The sequence below is a fragment of the Flavobacterium aquidurense genome, assembly GCF_002217195.1.
Classification (GTDB): Bacteria; Bacteroidota; Bacteroidia; order Flavobacteriales; family Flavobacteriaceae; genus Flavobacterium; species Flavobacterium frigidimaris.
The window spans coordinates 1-24,375 of sequence record NZ_MUGR01000060.1; the positions used below are offsets into that span (position 1 = coordinate 1).

Below are 24,375 nucleotides of genomic sequence, written 5' to 3' on the forward strand. Positions count from 1 at the left end.
TTTAACTTTAAAAAAACACAATTTAAAAAAACAACTTCTTAACAATAGATATTTACAAAACAAAATCGGATTTTACCGAGCATATTATTAAAAACAAAAATATCTAATGCAAAAAAATTCATTATTTAAATCACATAAGAAAATTTAAGTAAAGCCTAAAAAAATCGCACAAAAACACGAAACCGCAAAGAGATATAAGAAAAACTTTGAGACGAGCTATTCTATAAATCTTTGCGGCTTCACGTCTTTTTGAGCAAAAAAAAACTTACGCACTTTTGTTAAAAAACAAAAAAACCGGGAAATCTAATTAAAGACCCCCGGTTTCAAAAACAGAAAACTAATTCAATTTAAAATCTGTCCCAAAATATTTTTGTTGTCATTGCATCTCCTCCAATAGCAGTAGCTGCTGCTTCATAATTATCTTTATTCAGCGTTTTATCAAAAAGTGAATAAATAACACGAACCGGCACCTTTCCCTGTGCCGCATCGACTGCGGTAGAAGGCGCTTTCAAAATAGGAAAATCTAATCTTCTGTATTCTGTCCAGGCTTCAAATCCTCTATTGTAGTACGCGATCCAGAGTTGGTAGGCAATTTTTTCTTTAGGTGTTCCGGTGGCTGTTGCAAAATCAACATCAGTTCTACTGGCATAAGTGTGCGCATCGGCATCGGCAATTCCCCAAAAATGCATACTTGCCAAAACTCCTTTTTTATAATACTCATCTGCAGTTCCTCCTACATTAAAACCTCTATTCGCGGCATCAGCCAATAAAAAACAAGTTTCTGTATAGTCAAAAATAACTCCCGGATTCGTTTTCTCCTTTAATCTTGGCCCTACATTAGAAAAATCATTATACGCTACCTGTTTCGCATAAGGAGCTCCTTTATAAACTCCTCCTTTTTTAGAAAGCGGATTAAAGAAAACATCACGCCTTGGATCTTCTTTGGCATTCAGTTCATTAACAAAAAATTCTGTAGGCACAGTCTGTTGTTCGTTTACCAAAGTATTGTACAAAGGATTCATATCCGTAATTGATGAAAAATACTGAAACAATGCAGTCTGGCTTTCATTTGTCATTACGCCTGAATTGTAGGCACTTTCTATTATGCTTTTGGCTTTTGCAGGCTCTACGTCAGCAAGATGCAATCCTAGTTTTAGTTTCACACTATTGGCTAGTGTTTTCCAGTTCGCTACATTTCCTTTGTATATCAAATCTGCTTTGCCAAAACTTTCCTGAGAACCATCCATATTTGCAATTGCAGCATCTAATCGGGATGCCAAATCCAGATAAATGGTTTTCGCATCATCATATTTAGGAAGCGGATGCCCTACAATGTCTAAGGCTTCGCTATACGGAACATCCCCAAACAAATCGACAAGCGTTTGATATGCCATAACAATCTGAACTTCAAGAATTGCAATTTTATTTTTCTTAATGGCGATATCAACCGCACCAAGTGCTTCTTTCTCCTTAATTTGCTTTTGCGCTTTTGTCAAATCCTGCAAAACATCTCTATACAATATAACCGAATGGGAGTTCCCTAAATTCCTTCTTTCCTGATTGTAATTCACCTCATCTGTATAGGTTGTGCTTGTCCAATATTGTGCATATCCTCTAAAATTGTTGTCATTTACAGAGGCATTCGTTAGGAAATAGGCATAATTTACCTGGGAACTCGTCATTAAAGCGCCGGGCAAAACAGTTGTATAGGCTTTTTTATCCTGATTTAACTCCTCTAAATTATCACACGAAGCAACAGAAAGTAAAATGGCTCCTGCAAAAAATATTGTTTTTACTATTTTCATCTTGTTTGTTTTTTAGAATTGAACTTTCATATTAAAGTTGTACTCTTTTGATGTAGGCAAAACTCCGGTTTGAAATCCCTGAAGATTTCCTGAAGACATTCCCGCTTCCGGATCTGCATAAGGTAAATTTTTACTAATGATCCATAAGTTAGATCCGTTTACGGCAAAAATTATACTGCTCATAAAAGTCTTTGAAAGGTATTTTGAAGGCAATCTGTAGCTCAATCCAACCTCACGTAATTTTACATAAGATGCATCGTATACATATTGCTGCTCCGGCATCGAGTCATAGAAAGAATATCCGTCAGCGCCTGTTACACTTACCACTTTATTATTTGGGGTTCCGTCTTCTTTTACACCCGGCAATAAAATTCCTCCGCCATCTGCCAGCGGATCTCTTTGCGGATTTCCTAAATGATTATTACTTACTGTACTTTCATATATTCCGGTAGTATGTCCATAACGTTGGTCTAATGAATACACATCTCCTCCTTTTTTAACATCGATTAAGAAATTAAATGTGAAGTTTTTATAGGTTAAAACGTTATTAACCCCACCAATCCAATCCGGATTTATGTCACCAATTGTCGCTCCGGCAGTTTGTAAATATTTTCCATTGGCACGAATCACTTTTTCTCCGTTTAAATATGTAAATCCTGAACCAATAAGCTGTCCAACCGGTTTTCCAACCTCAGCAACATAACCTACCCCCTGAAAAGATCCTAACGATATTCTGTCAGCTCCTCCTAATGAGATTACTTCATTTTTATTGGTAGACCAGTTTACTTTTGCTTCCCACGAGAAGTCTTTGGTTTTTACCGGAACTATTGTCATTGTTGCCTCAAATCCCTTATTCTGAACATCACCTGCATTGATATAAGCTCTCGTATATCCTGTTTGTGATGGTGTTTCGATAGAAAGAATTTGATTTGTAGTATTCGTTTTGTAGTAAGAAAAATCAAAACCTAATCTGTTTTTAAACAATTTTACCTCAATACCTGCCTCAATACCTTTTGTTAGCTCGCTTTTTAAATTAGCGTTACTTTTTTCATTTTCTGTAGAAAAACGAATTCCGTCAGGACCAAAATTATCATTCTTGGGATACGTTGCAATCGTTTTTCCAAAAGGTGCATCATTTCCTGTTTCTGCATAATTCAGACGCAGTTTTCCAAAAGACAACCAATCTGTTTTGATATGATTACTGAAGATATAAGTTCCCGTGATAGAAGGATACGAATAGGTATTATTATCTTCCGGCAATGTTGATGACTGATCTACACGGTAAGTTCCTTCTAAGAAATAAGTGTCTAAAAAGTTAAAACTTGCATTGGCATAGACACTATTTGTTCCTAAAGTTGTCTGAAACTCTTCAGGACTATTTATTTTATCAATCGAATTATTCAAAGCATAAATTCCCGGCACCACTAATCCTCCATTAGTTCTGGCGTATATAGAAGTGGCAATGGAGCGTCTTGAATTTCCTCCAATCATTCCGTTGAATTTGATTCCTTCTGTAATATCAGTTTTGAAATTCAAAATCAAATCAAAATTGACTTCTCTAAAATTTTTATCATATCTTGAGTATTGTCCAAGTGCATTTGGAGTTCTTTTTGATCCCACTGCAATGCGCTCTTCCTGCATCTGATGATAATAATCAACCGCGCCTTTACCAGTAATATCAAACCAGTCGTTTACTTGTGTAGTCAAAGCTACGTTTCCAAAAAAACGATCACGATTTAAACTGTTGTAGTTGTTGTATCTTTGAAAATAAGGATTATCGTGAAACTGTAATGTTAAATCAGTAGGTCCTGCCACACTCCAGGTTGTATTTGCTCCTGTCAGATTATAGGCATCTCTTAATTCCTTAAAATCTACGCTTGTTGAATACCATTGTCTGATACTACTTAAAAAATTATTTCCTCCATCACCATACCCTGTTTCATTCATTCCTTTTGCATTTGCCTTTAAGTAGTTGGCAGAAGCTGATATTTTGGTCTTAGGCTTCAGGTTGTAACTCGCTGAGAAATTAAAATTATCTTTACGATTCTCACTATTGGGTAAAATTCCCTGATCCTGGTTGTAATTGGTGTAGCCAAATCTCAAATCACCATTTTCATTAGATCCTGCAACTGCTACATTATTAACAAACGTTACACTATTCTGATAGAAACTATTTGGATTATTCTGCACGGCTTTCCATGGTGTTGCTTTTCCATAACCCGGTAATTCAGGATAAAATGAACTCCAATTGTAAACCAATAAATTAGGATCAAACTTTGGCCCCCATGAAGCATCATCAGTTGCAGCATAAGGATGCACGCCACTACCCAAATTTACCGTCCCGTAAAAATCACCGTATCCACCGCCATATTGATTTTGATATTCCGGTAATGTTTTTTTATCAACTACACCAATAGTTACTCCGGAGCTAAAAGTTACTCCCAAACCACCTTTAGATTTACTTCCTTTTTTTAGGGTTACTAAAATTACGCCGTTTGAAGCTCTTGAACCGTACAATGCTGAAGCCGCAGATCCTTTTAGAACGTTCATGGTTTCGATATCATCGGGATTAATATCTGCAGCAGCATTTCCGTAATCATACCCACCGGTGTTTCCTCCTCTTTTTTGATCATCACTATTGGTATTATCATTATTTAGCGGAATCCCGTCTACGATCCACAATGCCTGATTGTTTCCAGTTAGCGAAGTAGTACCACGAATAATCACATTGGTTGAACCTCCAATATTATTATTTCTTCTGATTTGAACACCGGCAATTTTACCCGAAATTGAGTTGGCTACATTACCTGTATTTACTTTTGTGAGATCCTCACCTTTTATTTCCTGAGTGGCATATCCAAGAGATCTCTTTTCTCTTTTAAGCCCTAAAGCCGTAACAACAACTTCTTTAAGATTTTCAGATTCTCCGGATAAAGCGACATCTAGAGTGTTTTTTACAGCTTTTATTTCCTGGGTTTTCATCCCGATATAATTAAAGACCAGTACAGCATTCGGATTTGCCTTAATAGAATATTTTCCGTCAAAATCTGTTTGAGTTCCTGTTTTGGTTCCTTTGATCAACACACTTGCACCCGGTAAAGGCACCCCCGCATTATCTTTAACAATTCCTGATACAATCCGCTCTTGTGCAAGCGCAAATTGTGCTAGCAGTACAAAAAAAAGTACTACCGTTTTTCTTTGAAAAAACTTGAGTTTCATAAAATGGTTTTATAATTAGTATTGGCAAATATTTTGCTTTTTTGATAATTTTTATGATAATATATTACCACAAAAACCGATTATATTACCCTTTAATTACATAATTATTATTTTTACATGTATTATCTTATCATTTAAAAACAACTCGTTTTTTTATTGAAATTTTCTTAATTCGAATACATTGCAAAACAAAAAAGGGAGGATTTCTTTTTACAGAAATTCTCCCTTTTTTTATCAGTATAAAAGTATTTTTATTTTGCTCCAGGCGGACATTTTTCTTCGATAAATTTTATAAATGTATCTATTAAATGCTTTCTTGTTCCTTCTCCTTCATAAATAGAATGAGAACGATTTGGGTAAACCATCAGATCAAACACTTTATCGTATTTTATAAATTCATTAATCAGGACTTCAGCGTTTTTGTAATGAACATTATCATCGCCAGTTCCGTGAATGTAGAGCAGGTTTCCCTTTAAATTCTTTGCATACGTTATGGGTGAAGCCTGAATATAGGCCGCTTCATTTTCATCTGGCAGCCCCATATAACGTTCTGTATAAATATTATCATAAAAGTGCTGATCTGTAACGGCCGCAATAGCTACGCCGGTTTTGTATATTTCAGGATACTGAAACATCAGGTTCAGGGTAACAGCACCGCCGCCGCTCCATCCGTGAACAGCAACTCTGTTGGTATCAATAAAATTCCATTTCAAAATTTCCTTTGCCGCCATCGCCTGGTCGCGGGTATTGATAATTCCTATATTTTTATAAATTGACTTTCGCCATTTGGTTCCTTTTAATACCGGCGTTCCCCTGTTGTCCATCGCAATTCCAATATATCCTTTTGGAATTAGCAAATCTATAAATCCGTTAAAATAAGGCATATCATTCGCTACGGAAGCCATTGGTTCTCCATAGACATAAAAAAATAACGGGTATTTTTTTGACGGATCAAAATCAAGAGGTTTTGCCATAATTCCATCCATTCCAACACCATCAATAGTCGTCACTTTAAACTTTTCCAAAGAAAAATTACGGGCAGGTTTCGTAAAAACATCTGCTTCTTTTGGCAGTATTTTTTTATGTCCGGACAGTAAAACTAAGCGCGTATTTAAATCCCTGTTGATATTAGAATTGGTATGCCTGGCATACGCACCGTCTGTAGAAAACTCATATTGATTAGTTCCTTCAAATATTTCAGGAGTTACTCTTTTTGTTTTACGGGAATTCAGATTTGTTTCATACAAATAGCGCTGCGTTGCATCTTTAGGACTTGCGATATAGTAAATTGATTTTGTTTTATCATTATAGGCTTTAAAATAAGCATCGAAATTTCCGGTTGTAACGAGTACTTTTTTCTTTCCGTCAAGGCTGATTTTATAAATCTGCATCCAGCCATCAGCATCAGAACTCCATAAAAAAGCTTTGCCATTGTCTACAAACTGACACGGAAAACCATCATAAACTCCTGAGGAAATATCAAAAACATCGATCCACTGAGCTGATTTTTCCTGATAAATCAAATTTGCTTTTCCCGTTTGTGCATTGCAATTGTAAATCGAAGCCTGATTTTGATGTCTGTTAAGCTGAATCACCATTACCGCATCTTTGGCAACCCACTCCATACGAACCAAATAATTATTATCAGGCTCTCCCGGAATATCCAGCCAATTTGTTTTTAAAGAACCAATATCAATAACCCCAATTTTTACAGATGACGGTTTTTCACCCGCTTTAGGATATTCTACAGGAACCACGAACGGATACAAAGCATCCGTGTTATTGATCATTAAATGAAATTTTGTCTCTGAAGCATCAACACGCCAATAGGCAATACTTTTTCCGTCAGGGCTCCAACGAAAACCGTCGCGAGCAGCAAGTTCTTCTTCATAAACCCAGTCAAAAGTTCCGTTGATTACCTTATCACTTCCATCTGTTGTCAAAGGAATTATTTTACCCGAAGCCAGATTCTCCAAATAAATATTGTGTTTAGAAACGTAAGCAACGTTTTCATTATCATTAGAAAATTTAGCAAACATTAATGAAGACTCTTCTAAATTTGCACCTAATTTTCTTCCTTTTCCTGTAGCTAAATCAAAAAACCAGTAATCACCTCTGGTATTGGCTCTCCATACTTTTTTTGAATTGGTGTAAACCAGCACTTTTGTCTTATCCTGATTCCATACCAAATTTTCAATTGCTCCGCTGAAACCTGAATTTTTCAATTGCTGACCGGTTAAAACGGTCCTGTTTTCATTTAATTTATCAACATCATAAACGAGTACATTCTGATCTGAATTTACCCAGAATGAATGTGAATTAGGCAGCCATTTTAATTCATTAATATCAATACCTGTTTGGGCAAATAGACTTGTACAAACAAAAAAGAGCAGTAAAAAGTGTTTTTTAATCATGGTTTATTACGTATTTATAAGCTGTTCTATTTCTATAATTTCGATTGGTATTTCTTCAGATAAATTGATATTTCCGTTTTCTGTCAGTAAATAATCATTTTCTAAACGGCAGCCAATTCCTTCTTCACGAATATAAATTCCGGGCTCACAAGTTAAGACCATTCCTTTTTCGAAAGGTTTTGAATACAAGCCAACATCGTGAACATCAAGCCCTAAATAATGTGCTGTTCCGTGCATGAAATATTTTTTGTAAGCCGGTTTTTCAGGATCCTGAGAAGCTATTTCTTCTAAAGTAATCAATTTCAGTTTAACCAATTCTGCCTCGATCAGATTGGCCATCTGCAATTCGTAATCTTTTGACAAAACGCCGGGTTTCAAAAACTTTGATCCTTCTTTTAAACAATACAAAACCGATTCGTAAACTTCTCTCTGACGTGCTGAGAATTTTCCGTTTACCGGAAGACAACGTGTGATATCTGAATTATAATTGGCATAACAAACACCAAAATCTACCAAAATCATTTCACCATCTTTACAAACAGAATCATTGGTATTATAATGAAGCGCACAGGCATTTTTTCCTGAAGCCACAATAGGTTTGAACGCATGGCGATTTCCTCCGTTTTTTATATATTGATACGCCAGTTCTGCTTCTAATTCATATTCTTTTACCTCCGGTTTTACCGCTTTCAAAAGTCCTTTGAATCCTTTTACACTTATCGAAATTGCTTTTCGAATCAAATCAACTTCTTCATCTGATTTTATTGGCCGTAAGTCTCGGGTAATTTTAGCCACACGCTCGTAGTGGTGCAATGGATATTTTTGTTTGCACCACTGAATCATTCGATCCTGACGCGTATTCATTTCTGAAGTTATTCTTTTGATGTGCTCGTTATGCCCTAAATAAATTGTATCTGCTTCAAAAGCAAAAAGCTGTATCGTCTTTTCGAATTCATGAATCCATTTGACATTTTTAATTCCAGAAATAGCCGAAACTTTTTCTTTGCTCAAAAAATCGCCATCCCAAATCAACGTTTGTTCACTAACTTCTTTTACAAATAAAATGGCCCGGTTTTCTTCTTTAAAAGCATCCGGATAAAGCACTAAAATCGTTTCATCCTGTTCAATTCCTGACAAATAAAACAAATCATTGTTTTGCGCAAAACCCATTACGTCATCTGCATTGTTAGGCATTACATCATTCGAAGTAAGGATTGCCAAACTGTTATTTTGCATTTTTGCTATAAACCGTTTTCGGTTATTTTCAAACAAAGAAACCGGAATTGAATCGTATCTCATATTTTATAATTGAAACATTTTAGTATCTACAGAAGTTGTTTTGCCTGAAATAATCTCCGTGATTATTTTTCCTGTTGCCGGCGCGAGGCTTAAACCCATCATGGCGTGTCCGGTGGCAAAAGTCAAATTTACAACTTTTTTCGATCGGGTAATAATGGGCATTCCGGAAGGCGTACAAGGCCGGAATCCAAACCAGGTTTCTTTTTCTTCGGGCATTCCAATTTCCAATTCCGGATAAAAATCGTTGATACTATTTACAATTCCCTGCAGTCTGTTTTTATTGATTTTAGTATCTCCGGTATGGGTGATTTCCATAGTGCCTCCAAAACGAATATCATTATTCATAGGGGTTACGGCAACTTTTCCTTCGCATAAAATAGACGGAATTGAAGGCTTATGGCTTTTATCTTTTAAAGTAAAACTGTATCCTTTTCCCGGTAAAATTGAAATCGAAATTCCAAGTTTTTTTGCCAGTGAAGGACTCCACGAACCGGCTGCCAAAATCACTTCGTCTGTGTCAAATGTACCTTTGTCCGTTATAATTTTTGTAATTTTATTGTGGTCAAAAACAAAATCCTGTACCGTTGTGGCCGAATGGATTGCGACTTTTAAGTGTTCTAATTCCTTTTTAATAAACTGAAGGAATTTTTGAGGATACAAATGCGCATCACTTTTATAATGAACAGCTCCAAGAACATCCGTTTTTGTCCCTTTCTCTAATTTAGAAACGTCCGCTGCTGAAAGATAATCGACTTTCAAACCCAGCTTTTCAGCTTCTCTTCCTTCAAGAAACATTTCATGTCCCACTTTTTCTGTTTTGTACAACATCAAAAGCCCTTTCTCTTCATAGAAAAAAGAATTATTTTCTTTTGCAAAATCCTGATACAATTCTTTACTTAATAAAGATAAATCTCTTAATGCAGGCATTGCTTTTTCTACATGTTTGGCATTCGCATGTTTATAGAACTGAAGCCCCCACTTGATTAAATCTGCATCTAATCTTGGTTTTACATAAAACGGACTTTGACTGTTAAACATCCATTTCATTCCCTGGGCAATCATTCCGGGTTGCGCCAGCGGAATAATATGCGACGGCACAATCATTCCGGCGTTTCCATAAGAACAGCCGTCATCCATCTCCGACTGATCGAAAATGGTCACCTCATATCCTTCTTTGGCAAGATAATAAGCTGAACACAATCCTATTATACCTCCTCCAATTATACTTACTTTTTTCATTGAGACAGAATTAAAAAATTCATTGAAGGAAATCTTATATTCCCCTTCAATGAATCTAAATTTTTAATAATTTTTAAATTACCTGAAAACCGTATGCATACGGATCATCAGTTTCATCGATCATAATGGTATTGTAGCCGTACACTTTTGCCCAGCCCTGAATGCTTGGTACAATTGCAGGAATTTCTCCAATACTGGTTTCTTCTACAGCTCTGCCAATAAATTTACTGCCAATATAACTTTCGTGAATAAAATCTTCACCTAATTTCAGTTTTCCTTTAGCGTGCAATTGGGCAATTCTTGCTGAAGTTCCGGTACCGCAAGGCGAACGATCTATGGCTTTGTCTCCATAAAAAACGGCATTTCTTCCTGATGACGACGGGTCTAAAGGTTCACCTGTCCATAACATATGTGTTACATCACGAATGGTATCATTTTGCGGATGGATAAAATAATCCGGATATTTTGCATTGATGCGCTTGCGGACTTCCTGACTGAACTGAATTATTTTGCTTGCAGTAAAATTATGAATTCCGGAGAAATTTTCCTGCGGATCTACAATCGCATAATAATTCCCGCCATACGCCACATCAAAAGTAATTTCGCCCAATTCAGGACAGTCAATAGTCAAACCTTCTGCTGCCAGATATGACTTTACATTGGTCAAACGTACCCAATCTACTTTTCCTAAAGTTTGTTGGTATTCGATATTAACCAAACCTGCCGGAGCTTCCATTTTTATTTTTCCGGGTATTTTTGGCGTTATCAAACCTTCTTCAATGGCAATTGTGATGGTGCCAATTGTTCCGTGACCACACATGGGCAGGCAACCGGAAGTTTCGATAAACAAAATTCCAAAATCATTCTCAGGATCGCTTGGCGGATACAGGATGCTCCCGCTCATCATATCATGACCGCGGGGCTCAAACATTAATCCTTTGCGAATCCAGTCAAATTCTTTTAAAAAATGCTGACGTTTTTCGCTCATATTAGCGCCTGTCAAATTGGGACCTCCGCCAGCCACAACTCTCACAGGATTTCCGCAAGTGTGTGCATCTACACAAAAAAAAGTTTTCTTTGCCATTATTTTACCTGAGATTTTGTTTGAATATTATTTAGCGTTCTTAAAATTTGCAGTGGATTTTCGTTTTGTAATTCCGCAGGCAACAACTCATTTGGCCAATTCTGGTAACTAAATGGCCGCACCCAACGATTAACAGCATGAATACCAACTGCAGTAAATCTTGAATCGGAAGAAGCCGGATAAGGACCTCCGTGAATCATTGCCGGACAAACTTCGACTCCTGTAGGAACGCCATTAAAAATCAAACGCCCTACCCGGTTTTGCATTGCCGCAATCAATTTATTGTATTGCTTTAATTCATTCAGTTCTCCGATAATCGTTCCTGTCAATTGTCCGTCTAATTGATTGATAATTTTCAGTAACTGCTCTTGATCGTCGCATTGTACCAGTATCGAAAATGGTCCAAAAACCTCATGACTTAATGTTTTATTCTCTAAAAAGCTTTTACCGTCTACAGTCAAAATTTTCTGCACTCCATAATTAGCAGGTGCTCCACCTTGATACTCTGCAATTTTCGAAACCCCTTTTTGAGCCATCATAGTTGCAGTTCCTTCTTCAAAACTATTTTTCATTGAAGGATGCAACATACAAAACGGTTCTATTTTTTCAATGGCTTTTGCTAATTCTTCTGCAAATTTATTTAACTCAGCCCCTTTGATTCCAATTAACAAACCCGGATTGGTACAAAACTGACCTGCACCAAGGGTAATTGATCCTGCGTAAGCAGTTGCCCATTTTTGACTATTCATTGCTAATGCTTTAGGCAAAAACACAACAGGATTTACACTTCCCATTTCAGCAAACACCGGAATTGGTTCAGGTCGTTGTGCAGCAAGATCGAATAAGGCTCTTCCGGCACGAATACTTCCTGTGAAACCAACCGCTTTTACCAAAGGATGTTTTACCAAACTAGTGCCAAGCGTTGTTCCGCCTCCTACAAGATTAGAGAAAACTCCTTCGGGCATATTTGTTTTTTGTGCTGCTTTAAGGATTGCCGAAGCAACCATCTCACCTGTACCCACATGCATCGAGTGACTTTTTACAATTACAGGACAACCCGCAGCCAAAGCCGAAGCTGTATCTCCGCCCGCTGTTGAAAATGCAAACGGAAAATTACTTGATCCAAAAACCACAACAGGTCCTAAGGGCACCAGCATTTTGCGTAAATCTTCTTTTGGAGCCGGAACTCTCTCCGGTATTGCAGTATCAATTGCAGCCTGAACCCAGCTCCCTTCGGCAAGCATTTGAGCAAATGAACGCAACTGACCAACCATTCTGCCGCGTTCCCCCTCTGACCGACCCATCGGGAATCCGGATTCACTGCAATACTGTACTAACAAATTATCTCCTAAAGCTAAAACTTCATCTGCAATAGCGTTCAAAAAATTAGCTTTTTCAAGGCCGGAACAATTTTTATAAGTTCCAAACGCCTGATGAGCCAACGTAACAGCCTCTTCTATTTCGTCCTGAGTTGCTTCTGTAAAGACCCAGGGATTTTCGATATCTAACTGCGGATTATATGTTTTGAATTTTTTTTCTCCTGCGGCTTTAAGTTTACTTCCCACATAATTTTTTCCTGTAATCATATTTTCTTTTTTGTTTTTTGAATCCATACTTTACCATTCTTAAAAGAAGAAAAATGCAAAAGCAATGCGATCCACCTGTGATTACAAATTTTTATAATCCGGCAATTCCGGTCTCGACTCTAATGATCTGGCAATAATTCCTAAAACATGTTCTCTTTCAGCTCCACGAAGCGGCAATCTTGGCGCACGAACATTTTCTGTTCCAATTCCTGTTGCTACTTCTGCAAGCTTGATATTCTGAACTAAAAAAGAAGTGATATCTAATTCTAACAAAGGCAAAAACCATCTGTATATTTTCAGCGCTTCATCAATTCGGCCTGCTTTGGCCAATTTGTAAATCGCAACGGTTTCTCTCGGAAAAGCATCTACCAAACCTGAAACCCATCCGTGAGATCCCATCAATAAACTTTCTAAAGCCAGTGTATCTACTCCTGATAATATCTTTAAACGATCTCCAAAACGGTTGATCATTCTTGTAACATTCGAGATATCCCTTGTCGATTCTTTTACGGCCTGAATATTATCGAATTTCAAAAGTTCTTCAAACATATCCAGCGAAACTTCAATTTTATAATCAACTGGATTATTGTAAACCATTATTGGAAGTGAAGTATTTTTAGCTACTTCAGAGAAAAAAGTGACTGTTTCATAATCAGAAGCTTTATAGCGCATTGGAGGCAGCATCATCAATCCTTTTGCTCCATCCTGTTCTGCTTTATTGGCTGCCAGGATTGCTCCGCGGGTAGTTTGTTCCGCAATATTCATTATCACCGGTACCCGATTGTTGACCATGCTAACAGTGCCTGTAACCAACTCTCTTTTTTCTTCTTCTAAAAGTGTGCTGGCTTCTCCCAAGGTTCCGCCAAGAATTATTCCTTCAACGCCTGCGTCTAATTGTGCTTTTAAATTTACCTCAAACATTCTGAAGTCTAATTTGTCATCTGCAGTAAATTTTGTCGTTACTGCCGGCATTACGCCTTTCCATTGAATACTCATAATATTGATTTTAATTATGACCAAAATTATTTATATTGAACAAAGCAGGAGACTTGTAAATTACCTTAAAATGATATTATTTTACCACATATATAACATTTACGCAAAAAATTAACCAATATATTACCATTTTCTTATTGAAATAAAATATATTTGAAGTAACTAACCCAACCAACCCATGAAAGTTTTTCCATTCAAAATCCCAAAATCGGGAGAAGATCCGCTTATATATCAAGAAGACAGAGAACTTGTTTTTTACGACAAACTTCACCAGCACGAAGAGATCCAGATCAGTTTTATAGAAAAAGGTGAAGGTGCTATTTTTGCAGGTGATGCCATTTCGCACTACAGAGAAGGCAACATATTAGTAATTGGAAGTAATTTACCGCATGTTTTCAGAAGTGAAGTCAGAGAAAATGAAGGATCAGTAATGCATACCTTATTTTTTACAACGAACTCTTTTGGAAAAGATTTTTTTAATTTGAGTACTTTCAAAAATATACATCCTTTTTTAGAGAACAGTAAAAATGGATTTATCATTCATAATGCCCCAAAAAAAATAACAAAGTCTTTTAAGAAATTAAAAGGAGCTGATAATTATGAGCGCTTCATTCTATTTTTAGAAATCATGAAGTGGCTTTCGAACAACGATAAAGAATACCTTTCGAATCATTTATACGATAAAAAAATCACCGATAATGAGGGGAAAAGGATGCAGACCGTTTTCGAGCACGTAATGACAAACTTTAGCAAAAACATAAATTTAGACGAAATTGCCTCGATCGCCAATATGACTAAAAATGCTTTTTGCCGGTATTTTAAAGTCCGGACGAACAAGTCTTTTTTTCAGTTTTTAATAGAAGTAAGAATTGAGCATGCTTCAAAGTTATTAGCCAATAACAGTGAACTTTCTGTTCTGGAAATTGCTGAATTGTGTGGTTTTAATAACATCTCAAATTTCAATAGAAAATTTAAAGAATTAAAGCAAAACTCTCCTTTACAATATCGAAAGTTAAACTTGTAAACTACCTCACGATTTTTACCGCAAAATACGTTAAGGTTTAATTTTACATTGTGTTTTATAAAAAGCTTGTATGAAAAGACTTTGCGCCGTTTTGCGGTTAAAAAACTATTCCATCGAAAGCCTTGTCATTATAGGATAATGATCTGAATTTTCGAAATCGGGAAAGCTTTCAAATTGCTTCACTTTCATTTTACTGTCTGTAAAAATATAGTCGATTCGCGCAGGATAATAACGAAACTTATAAGTTGCTCCAAAGCCTTCTCCTGCTTCTTCAAAAGCATCTTTTTGTTTTCCTTTTATACTTCTGTAAACGTATGAAAAAGGACTATTATTCATGTCTCCGCAAATAATAAATGGAGTTTTACATTTTTTAATATTTTCCTTAAAAATTTCAGCCTGTTCTTGCTGCTGTCTGAAACCTTTACTGATTCGGGTATAAATAAGCTGTGATTTTTCCTGATTGACATTATCAATATCATTGGAGATATCACTAACATCGGGTGAAATTTTAATCGATTGCAAGTGCATATTATACACCCTGATTACATCTTTCCCTCGCTTGATATCAGCATAAATTACGTTATTATCAGAATTCGGAAAAATGATTTTTCCTTCGAATATAATAGGGAATTTTGAAAAAATCGCCTGACCGGTTTTAATTTGTTTTCCGTCAATAAAAATATAACGGTGCGGATATACTTTTAAATCGATGTGTGCTGAATTTGAATATTCCTGAATACAGAGAATATCCGGATCTTTCTCATCGATAAAAGCCTTGATATTAGACGGAATATCGTCACGATCCAGCCATTTAAACACATTAAAAAGACGCACATTATAACTCATTACGGAGAAGTCTTTTTCATCGCGAACATATTCTTTAGCCGAAAATTTATAAAACTTACTGATAAATGTAATTCCGGTTAATAATACCAAACCAGACAATATAAGGCGTTTTTTAAACTGAATCGCCCAATAAATGAAGAACAATCCATTCAGTACAAAAAAAACGGGCATAAAGAGGGTAAGCACCGATAAAAGCGGAAAACTTTTAGGTGCAAGAAAAGGTAAAATATAGATACTAAAAGTCACTACAGTCAGTACTATATTCAAAAAGAACATTATTTTATTAAACCACGAAAGGTTTTTCATATTTTCTTGCTAAAAGGATTATTTTCCAGCTTTAAATAAAAACTCTTTTTCTTCTTTTGTCAGACAGTCATATCCGGACTGGCTAATTTTGTCTAAAATTTCATCGATTTGTTGCTGCGTTTTATCTTTCGTAACAATTCTTGACGTCACTTTTTCTGTAGGTTTTTGATAATTCTTATGAACTTTTGTAAAAGGGGTCTTAGGGGATTTTTTGAAAAGATTGGTAAAAAAATCCAGTGTTCTGGAAACTATTATACTCAGATCTGTACCATTTTGAAGCAATTTTATAAATATAAAACCAAAAAGGGCTCCCGCTAAATGCGAAATATGCCCGCCGGTATTCTCCAGTCTGAACTGCATCAGATCAAGAACAAGAATTACAGCTGTAATATGCCAAAGTTTAACATTACCAATAAGCAATAAACGAACACCCATTAAAGGCTGATAAGCCGTTACCGCAACTAAAATTGCCATTATCGCAGCCGAAGCACCAACAATAATACCCGGCATATCCAGAAAGTAAAAACTCAGAGAAAACACAACACCGGAGAAAACAGCTCCTAAAATATACAAGCCTAAATATTGTTTCTGAGTAAAAAAGGTCAGGAATAAATTGCTTGCAAAATTCAACACCATCATATTGAACAGCAAATGAAAAAAGGAGGAATGAAAAAACGCGTACGTCAAAAAAGTCCAGGGCTTAAACATAAACACATTTGGATCTGACGATAATGCCAGCCAGTCTGGATATGCAAAACCGCCACCGGAGTATTGATAAAAGAACACTAATGAGATCGCAAAACAGGCAACGTTCCAGTAAATAACACGCATTGCTATACCGCCTAATTTGTACTGTAGTTTTAAATCATCAAGAATATTCATACTGTCTCTTTTCGTTTTTATTTTTCGCTATTAAAATTAAAAATTAATTCCAACGATTACCATTAAACTGATTCTTTTTCCAGTACCACATGATTAAAAATCCAGTCAAAGCGCCTCCAACATGCGCAAAGTGAGCAATTCCGGTACCGCCGTTTCCAAACAAAGAATTTCCTTTGAATCCCAAAAATAAATCTATTGCTAAAATAACCGGAACAAAATACTTCGCCTTAATTGGAATTGGAATAAACATTAAAGCCAGCTCAGCTTTAGGAAACATAAAGGCAAATGCCGTTAACAATCCGTAAATAGCACCTGATGCACCAACAACTGTCCCGATATAAGCACTCGTAAAACTATTGAATTGAGAAACCGAAACTAAATCCTGCCATCTGGTATCTATTTTTCCTTCACTCAGAAGTTTCAGAATCTCCTCTTTATGATATCCGTTTGCCATTAAAGTACTTAATGTATCCTGAAAAGAATAGTAATTTACCAAAGTATGCAATAATGCAGAACCTAAACCACACGAAATATAAAAAAACAAGAACTTTTTACCTCCCCAGAAATGCTCTAAAGCTGATCCAAAAGAAACCATAGCAAACATATTGAAAGCAATATGCATAATACTGCCATGCATAAACATATGCGTGATAGGCTGCCATGCCTTGAAACTTGGATTTTCAGGAAAAAACATAGCAAAATACTCGTACGATACCGGCACTAATTGTGAACCAATAAAAAAGATGATATTGATTATCAATAATTGTTTTACAACGGGAGTCATATTCATCATAAGGCAAACTTTTTATCTATATCTTCAACACGCATAGTGATGAAAGTAGGTTTTTGAAAAGGTGAAATATTTGGATCTTTACAAGCAAACAAACCGTTTACCAGATTATCTTGTTCTTTCTCGGTTAAGTAAGATCCTGTTTTAACCGCTAAACTTTTAGCCATCGATTTCGCGATAGTATCATTCTGACTGTAACTGCTTGCCGGAATTCCGTCTTGCAAATCACTTAATAATTGTTCTATTACCATCGAAACTTCACTTTCTGTAATATTTACAGGAATTCCTGAAATCACGATATGATCTGTTTTTGCCTCTTCAAAAACAAAACCGGTTGTTTCTAATGAAGGTTTCAATTCTTCGATTAATGTCATTTCATCAGAAGAATAAAACAAATCCAAAGGAAATAACAATTGCTGACTTGAGGCCTGATTCACCGTCATATTCAATAAAAACTGCTCGTATAAAATGCGTTGATGCGCACGTTGCTGATCAACGATTACCATTCCTGATTTTATTGGCGAAACAATGTATTTTTTATGAATCTGGTACGTTCCCTGACTTGCCTGTTCAATCTCATTATCATTGAACAATGACGAAGTTACTTCTTCATTTTCAAATGTAAAAGGCGAACTTTCAATTGTATCTGTTTCTAAACCTACATACAAACTTTCCCAGGTTGCTGTTGGCTCTACTCTTTTATTATATCCGGAATAAGAACCGGAACCTGATCCGGAACTAAAATTAGAACCCGAAGTAAAACCTGAGCCCGATCCGGAACCTGATTTAGAATAATGCTGATTGGTTTTATCGTCTGTAAACGGATTAAAAGTTCCATCTACCTGAATTGTTGGCGTTTCTCCTTCTAAATCTTTATAATGATATGGCGTATCTAAATTAGCATCACGATCAAAATCAAGAACGGGTGCTACGTTAAACTGCCCTAAACTGTGTTTGATTGACGCTCTTAAAATAGCATACAAAGCTTGTTCGTCATCAAACTTAATTTCAGTTTTAGTAGGATGAATATTGATATCTATAGTATTTGGAGGAACTTGCAAATACAGGAAATAGCTGGGCTGTGAACCGTCTTTCAGAAGCCCGTCATAGGCAGCCATTACCGCATGATGCAGATAACCGCTTTTAATGAAACGATCATTTACAAAAAAGAACTGCTCTCCCCTGCTTTTCTTGGCAAATTCAGGTTTACAAACAAATCCCTGAACATTTATAATCTCCGTGTCTTCATTGACAGGGACTAATTTCTCATTGGTTTTACCGGACATAATCCCAACAATACGCTGACGCGAACCTGCAGCCGGCAGATTGTACATCTCGCTGCCGTTATGATAAAACGTAAAATGAATATTGGGGTGTGCCAAAGCTACACGCTGAAATTCATCCATAACATGACGAAATTCAACCGTATCTGACTTTAAGAAATTACGACGGGCGGGAATATTAAAAAACAGATTTTTAACCGCAAACGAAGTTCCCTTTGGCAAAACTGCTACTTCCTGAGAGATGAATTTACTTCCTTCGATTATAATATGCGTTCCCAGTTCTTCCTGATCCTGCTTGGTTTTCATTTCCATATGTGCAATTGCAGCAATAGAAGCCAATGCCTCACCACGAAAACCCTTGGTGTGTAACGAAAATAAATCTTCTGCCTTACGAATTTTAGACGTGGCATGACGTTCGAAACACAAACGGGCATCGGTAACGCTCATTCCTAAACCATTATCAATAACCTGAACTAATGATTTCCCTGCATCTTTAATAATCAATTTGATATCTGTTGCTTTTGCATCAACAGCATTTTCCAACAGTTCTTTTACGACTGAAGCCGGTCTTTGAACCACCTCTCCAGCGGCAATTTGGTTAGCAACATGATCAGGAAGTAATTGAATTATACTCGACATTAAGAAAAAATAATTAAAAGGTTAAGGTTTAAATTTTGAAACCAAGAAATACAAATTTAATGAATTTCTATTGGCTTTCAGAATAAGTGGTATCATAAAAAAAACAAAAAACCTATACTATTTATACACAGTATAGGTTTTAGTATTTTTAAAACAAATGTGTTTTATTCTTTATCAATTTTTATTGGAGTTTCTTCGATCTGGATCGCTCCTGAAGACAATAAAGGCTGATTAAATGGGTGCGACATTGAGGCTTGCTGACGGATATACGCCATTTTGATAGCAGCAATTGCAGCTTCAGTCCCTTTGTTTCCGTGAATCCCTCCACTTCTGTCAATTGACTGTTGTATATTATTATCTGTCAGAACGCAAAAAATAACCGGGATATCAGTCTGAACATTCAAATCTTTAATTCCCTGTGTTACGCCTTCGCACACAAAATCAAAATGTTTGGTTTGTCCCTGAATTACACATCCAATTACAATTACCGCATCAACATTTTGTGTCTGCAACATTTTTTTTGCACCATAGATCAACTCAAAACTCCCCGGAACATTCCAGCGAATAATTTGCTGCGCAGGAACTTCATTATCAATTAAGGCTTCAAAAGCGCCATTGTAAAGTCCTTCAGTTATAGTTTCATTCCATTCAGAAACAACAATCCCAAATCGAAAGTCTTTCGCATTTGGGATCGTGTTTTTATCGTATTCTGATAAATTTTTATTTTCGGTAGCCATTTTCTAGATTTTTAGATTCCTAGATCTTTAGATTGTTAGACTTTTAGACTTCGATCAGATTCAGAATCTAATAATCTAAAAATCTAACAATCTAACAATCTATATTAATTATTGCGCTAATCCTATCAATACATCTACAGAAGCAGCTTCCGGAGTTGCATCGTAGTTTTCTTTAATATCTGTTAAATATTTCAAGGCATCTTCTTTTTGACCTAAAGCCAAAGCAGTTTTACCAGCTTTTAACAAGAAACGAGGTGTTGTAAAATCATTTTTATTTGATTCAGCAGCTTTTACATAATACTCTAAAGCTTCTTTTTGTTGGTTCTTTTGAGAATAAGCATCTCCAATTGCACCAATTGCTAAAGCATTAACAATCGCTTCTTTTGATTTAAATTTACCTAAATACTTAATAGCATCATCAAATTTACCAATATTCAAAGAAGCAATACCTGCATAATAGTTTGCTAAATTTCCTGCATCAGTTCCAGAATATTCATCAGCAATTTTTACGAATCCAAATTTACCTTCAGAACCATTCAAAGCCAATTTATATAATGAATCGCTTGCTACACCATTCGTCGCTTTATCAAAGTTTTGCTGAGCAACAAACATTTCACTTGCAGCTTCGTCTTGCTTAGGAGCTTCGACAAATTTTTGGTAGGCCAAATATCCAATCGTAGCAACTGCAATACCGGCAACTAAACCAATAATGATTTTTTGATTTTTAGCAACCCAATCCTCTGTTTTCGAAGCAGTCTCATCTAATTTAGAAAAAACCTCAGCAGTTTTGCTGTTTTTTCCATCAAGAATTACTTGTTGTTCTTCATTCACAACTTCTTCTTTAACTTCCTTTTCCTTTGGTGCCTTATATCCTCTTTTATTGTAAGTAGCCATTTAAAATTTAATTTAGTGAACGGCAAAAATAAAATTTTTATTGAAACCAACGTAAAAAAAATCAATTTTATATCTATTTTAAAAAAATAATTTACTAAACAGTAACTTCTTTACTAATTTCTACAAAATAATTCATCTTGAAATCCGCCAAAAGCCTAATTATTTGGACATTCCTGACAGTTTTCATTTAATTACTTCCTACTTATTATTAAGTTGCAAATCTCCCAAAAAGTAATTTTTAACCACAGATTTCACAGATTCTCTCAGATTAAGAATTTATTAAATTAAATTTGCTGAACAAAATCCTTTTTAATCCTTTTATCTGTGGCAGAAAAAAACCTAATCTGCAGGAAAAAGTCATAATTTGGGAACGTTAATTCTTACCATTACAGTTTCAAACAAAAATGCATTTAAACAAAATTTCTTTATTCAATTATAAAAACTTCTCTGAAGCCAGTTTTGACTTCGACCTCAAGATCAATTGTTTTGTGGGTAAAAACGGTATTGGAAAAACGAATGTACTTGATGCCATTTATCATTTGGCTTACGGAAAAAGTTATTTCAATCCGTTAGCAGTACAAAATATTAAACACGGAGAAGAGTTCTTTGTAATTGATGCCGAATTAGAGAAAAACGACAGAACAGAACAAATTGTCTGCAGTTTAAAAAAAGGGCAAAAGAAAATCCTGAAAAGAAACGGAAAAGCATACGATAAATTCTCCGATCATATCGGGTTTATTCCTTTAGTAATTATTTCGCCGGCCGATCGCGATTTAATTGTAGAAGGAAGCGAAACACGCCGTAAATTCATGGACAGCGTAATCTCGCAATTAGATTCAACTTATTTGCATCAGCTTATTCAGTATCAAAAAGTAATTGTGCAGCGAAATGCTTTGCTAAAATATTTTGCACTGAACCATACTTTTGACAATGACACCTTATCTATATATAATGAGCAATTGAATAATTTCGGGCAATCGATTTTTGAAAAACGAAAAGAGTTCCTTGAGCAATTTATACCTATATTTAATACTCATCATAAAACCATAACAGGATCTGAAGAAACAGTACAACTGGTTTATGAAAGTCATTTGTTCGAAAAAGACTTATTGACTCTTTTACGGGAAAACATCAATAGAGATCGCGCACTGCACTATACAAGTGTCGGAATCCATAAAGACGATTTATCTTTTGAGATTGACTCGCATCCTATAAAAAAATTCGGATCACAAGGTCAGCAAAAATCTTTTTTAATTGCTTTGAAACTGGCTCAATTTGAATTCTTAAAAAAACAAAGCGGCGTAAAACCTCTTTTATTATTCGATGACATCTTTGACAAACTCGACGAAACGCGTGTTTCTAAAATTATCGAAATGGTAAACAGTGAAACTTTCGGACAGCTTTTTATATCTGATACACATCCGGAACGAACCGAGGCCATTGTAAAATCGACACATCAGAGTTATAAGATTTTCAATTTAGGGTAGTTTTTCCTGCCAGGAATCTGACTTTAACACACAACGGTTTGATAAAGCCCAAAATCTTTTCAAAGCTAAATACTAAGCGATATTTAAAATTCATAAAAATTGAGCTCTAACTTTTTATTTCACTTTCTGTTAAGAATTAAAAATTGAAAAATCATTACTTTAGCATTATTATTTTTAAAATTCAGCCTAATGAAATTCCCAAAAATCGTATTGTTAATTGTTTCAGTTCTTCTAATTTCCTGCAATGAAAAGAAAACCAATTCTTTTGAACCACTTCATCCGAAAGAATTTGCAGAAAAAATCAAAACAACAGAAAATCCTCAAATTTTAGATGTTCGAACTCCTGACGAATTTGAATCTGAACATATTGATAATGCCAAAAACGTAAATTGGAACAGTGACGATTTTGCAGCAAAAGCGGAATCATTTGATAAATCAAAACCTGTTTTTGTTTATTGTCTAAGCGGAGGAAGAAGTAAAAAAGCAGCTACCAAACTAAAAGAATTAGGTTTTACTACTGTCTATGAATTAGAAGGCGGTTTCCTAAACTGGAACGAAGAAGGATTTGGCAAAGCTTCGACCGGACAAGTTGGAATGACAATGAATGACTTTAATGATTTATTGAATACAGATAAAAAAGTTTTAATTGATTTTTACGCAGAATGGTGCGGACCATGTAAACAAATGGAACCGTATCTTTTGAAAATGCAAAAAGAAATGAGTGACAAAGTGGTTATTATCCGTATTGATGTTGACAAAAATAAAACCTTAGCAACTCAAATGAAAATTGACCAGTTACCAACAGTGGTTTTATACGACAACAAAGCTGTGCAATGGAAAAACACAGGATTTATCAGCGAGAAAGATTTAAAAAAACAACTGCAATAACATACTAAATATGCTAACGAAAGAATCATTGCAATTTTTAGACGATTTAAAAAAGAACAACAATAGAGACTGGTTTCAGGACAATAAAAAACGATACGAGATTTTCAAGAAAGATTATCAGCAATTAGTAAGTGATTTTCTGGATGTAATGAAACCTCTTGATCCATCGTTAGAATTGTTAGAAGTCAAAAACTGCACCTTCAGAATCAATCGTGACATTCGGTTTTCTAAAGACAAGTCACCTTATAAAGCACACTTAGGCATCTGGATGTCAGGCGGAACTAAAGGTTTGAATCGCGCAGGTTATTATGTACATATAGAAAAAGGAGCCAGTTTTATCGCGGGCGGATTTTATTCTCCGGAATCAGACGATCTGAAGAAAGTCCGTAAAGAAATTGCTTTTTTTTACGAAGATCTGGAAGCCATTATTGCAGATAAAAACTTCAAAAAAGAATTCGGGAGTTTAGATATAAATGAAAGCAATTCACTCAAAAACCCACCAAGAGGTTATGAAAAAGACCATCCTGCGATTGATTTATTAAAGCTAAAAAGCTTCACCGCTACTCAAAAATACGACATTACTGAAGTGACACAGAAAGATTTCGTTGCCAAGATGAGCAAAAAACTCATCGCTTTAAAACCTTTGAATGAATTCATCAATCGCGCTTTGGAAACAGAGGAAGGATTCTAGAAAAAATATTCCCCCGAGTTTCACAAATTTTCACTAATTAATTAGTGGAAATTCGTGACCCGGGCGATAGCAAGCAGCCGAAGCAAATTCGCGGCAAAAGAAACAAGCACTATAATTACAACTTCGCATTAAGGCAATAAACTTTCTTTTCACAAAAAACCAGCCTTTCACCTTTAACACTTATTTCCAATCATTTTATTATTGGTTATTTTCTATAAAATCTACTCAAATAAATTATAATCGTTACTTTTGAACTCAGAATTATC

At 35.6% G+C, this 24,375-nt stretch carries 18 protein-coding genes; 4 read left to right on the forward strand and 14 right to left on the reverse strand.

Going from position 1 to position 24,375, the window contains the following annotated elements; all coding sequences use genetic code 11:
- Positions 1 to 347: 347 nt before the first annotated feature.
- The 8 genes from B0A67_RS23045 to B0A67_RS23080 all read right to left on the reverse strand — a co-directional run bounded on the left by B0A67_RS23045 (position 348) and on the right by B0A67_RS23080 (position 13,642).
- On the reverse strand, positions 348 to 1,805 hold the full coding sequence (locus B0A67_RS23045; protein ID WP_072964846.1) for a SusD/RagB family nutrient-binding outer membrane lipoprotein: 1,458 nt from the start codon (positions 1,803 to 1,805) through the stop codon (positions 348 to 350).
- Between the two features lie 12 nt (positions 1,806 to 1,817).
- Positions 1,818 to 5,024 carry a SusC/RagA family TonB-linked outer membrane protein gene (locus B0A67_RS23050; RefSeq protein ID WP_072964847.1) on the reverse strand — a complete coding sequence of 1,069 codons (3,207 nt, stop codon included), beginning with the start codon at positions 5,022 to 5,024 and terminating at the stop codon, positions 1,818 to 1,820.
- A gap of 251 nt (positions 5,025 to 5,275) precedes the next feature.
- Entirely contained in the window at positions 5,276 to 7,438 is a 2,163-nt protein-coding gene (locus B0A67_RS23055) for a S9 family peptidase (protein WP_072964848.1), read from the reverse strand.
- 6 nt (positions 7,439 to 7,444) lie between these two features.
- Entirely contained in the window at positions 7,445 to 8,737 is a 1,293-nt protein-coding gene (locus tag B0A67_RS23060) for an aminopeptidase P family protein (protein WP_072964849.1), read from the reverse strand.
- Between the two features lie 3 nt (positions 8,738 to 8,740).
- Positions 8,741 to 9,976, reverse strand: coding sequence for an NAD(P)/FAD-dependent oxidoreductase (locus B0A67_RS23065; RefSeq protein ID WP_072964850.1), 1,236 nt, complete (start codon positions 9,974 to 9,976; stop codon positions 8,741 to 8,743).
- A 73-nt stretch (positions 9,977 to 10,049) separates the two neighbouring features.
- Positions 10,050 to 11,060: a 4-hydroxyproline epimerase gene (locus B0A67_RS23070; RefSeq protein WP_072964851.1), complete on the reverse strand. Its 1,011-nt coding sequence runs from the start codon at positions 11,058 to 11,060 to the stop codon at positions 10,050 to 10,052.
- Positions 11,060 to 12,646 carry an aldehyde dehydrogenase (NADP(+)) gene (locus B0A67_RS23075; protein WP_072964894.1) on the reverse strand — a complete coding sequence of 529 codons (1,587 nt, stop codon included), beginning with the start codon at positions 12,644 to 12,646 and terminating at the stop codon, positions 11,060 to 11,062. Before B0A67_RS23075 ends, B0A67_RS23070 begins: the two co-directional genes overlap by 1 nt.
- An 81-nt stretch (positions 12,647 to 12,727) precedes the next feature.
- Positions 12,728 to 13,642: a dihydrodipicolinate synthase family protein gene (locus tag B0A67_RS23080; RefSeq protein WP_072964852.1), complete on the reverse strand. Its 915-nt coding sequence runs from the start codon at positions 13,640 to 13,642 to the stop codon at positions 12,728 to 12,730.
- Between the two features lie 178 nt (positions 13,643 to 13,820).
- Between B0A67_RS23080 and B0A67_RS23085 the strand changes: the two genes are divergently transcribed.
- Positions 13,821 to 14,666, forward strand: coding sequence for an AraC family transcriptional regulator (locus B0A67_RS23085; RefSeq protein ID WP_072964853.1), 846 nt, complete (start codon positions 13,821 to 13,823; stop codon positions 14,664 to 14,666).
- A 105-nt stretch (positions 14,667 to 14,771) separates the two neighbouring features.
- Here B0A67_RS23085 and B0A67_RS23090 read toward each other — a convergent pair whose 3' ends face one another.
- The 6 genes from B0A67_RS23090 to B0A67_RS23115 form a co-directional block, all read right to left on the reverse strand.
- Entirely contained in the window at positions 14,772 to 15,788 is a 1,017-nt protein-coding gene (locus B0A67_RS23090; RefSeq protein ID WP_089069580.1) for an endonuclease/exonuclease/phosphatase family protein, read from the reverse strand.
- 48 nt (positions 15,789 to 15,836) lie between these two features.
- Positions 15,837 to 16,700, reverse strand: a complete 864-nt coding sequence (locus B0A67_RS23095) for a rhomboid family intramembrane serine protease (RefSeq protein WP_072964855.1) — start codon at positions 16,698 to 16,700, stop codon at positions 15,837 to 15,839.
- Between the two features lie 43 nt (positions 16,701 to 16,743).
- Positions 16,744 to 17,493 carry a rhomboid family intramembrane serine protease gene (locus B0A67_RS23100; RefSeq protein WP_084074664.1) on the reverse strand — a complete coding sequence of 250 codons (750 nt, stop codon included), beginning with the start codon at positions 17,491 to 17,493 and terminating at the stop codon, positions 16,744 to 16,746.
- Positions 17,490 to 19,412 (reverse strand): DNA mismatch repair endonuclease MutL, encoded by a 1,923-nt coding sequence (gene mutL / locus B0A67_RS23105; RefSeq protein WP_072964856.1) that lies wholly within the window; start codon positions 19,410 to 19,412, stop codon positions 17,490 to 17,492. Before mutL ends, B0A67_RS23100 begins: the two co-directional genes overlap by 4 nt.
- A gap of 164 nt (positions 19,413 to 19,576) precedes the next feature.
- Positions 19,577 to 20,149, reverse strand: a complete 573-nt coding sequence (ribH, locus tag B0A67_RS23110) for a 6,7-dimethyl-8-ribityllumazine synthase (RefSeq protein WP_072964857.1) — start codon at positions 20,147 to 20,149, stop codon at positions 19,577 to 19,579.
- Positions 20,150 to 20,257: 108 nt separating this feature from the next.
- Positions 20,258 to 21,043 (reverse strand): tetratricopeptide repeat protein, encoded by a 786-nt coding sequence (locus tag B0A67_RS23115; protein ID WP_072964858.1) that lies wholly within the window; start codon positions 21,041 to 21,043, stop codon positions 20,258 to 20,260.
- A gap of 404 nt (positions 21,044 to 21,447) precedes the next feature.
- Between B0A67_RS23115 and recF the strand changes: the two genes are divergently transcribed.
- From recF to B0A67_RS23130, 3 genes are all read left to right on the forward strand, one after another.
- Positions 21,448 to 22,530, forward strand: a complete 1,083-nt coding sequence (gene recF / locus B0A67_RS23120; RefSeq protein WP_072964859.1) for a DNA replication/repair protein RecF — start codon at positions 21,448 to 21,450, stop codon at positions 22,528 to 22,530.
- Positions 22,531 to 22,719: 189 nt separating this feature from the next.
- The gene (locus tag B0A67_RS23125; RefSeq protein WP_072964860.1) at positions 22,720 to 23,418 is read left to right on the forward strand and encodes a thioredoxin domain-containing protein; all 699 of its coding nucleotides are present in this window, start codon (positions 22,720 to 22,722) and stop codon (positions 23,416 to 23,418) included.
- Positions 23,419 to 23,428: 10 nt separating this feature from the next.
- Positions 23,429 to 24,109 carry a DUF2461 domain-containing protein gene (locus B0A67_RS23130; RefSeq protein WP_072964861.1) on the forward strand — a complete coding sequence of 227 codons (681 nt, stop codon included), beginning with the start codon at positions 23,429 to 23,431 and terminating at the stop codon, positions 24,107 to 24,109.
- Positions 24,110 to 24,375 lie beyond the last annotated feature (266 nt).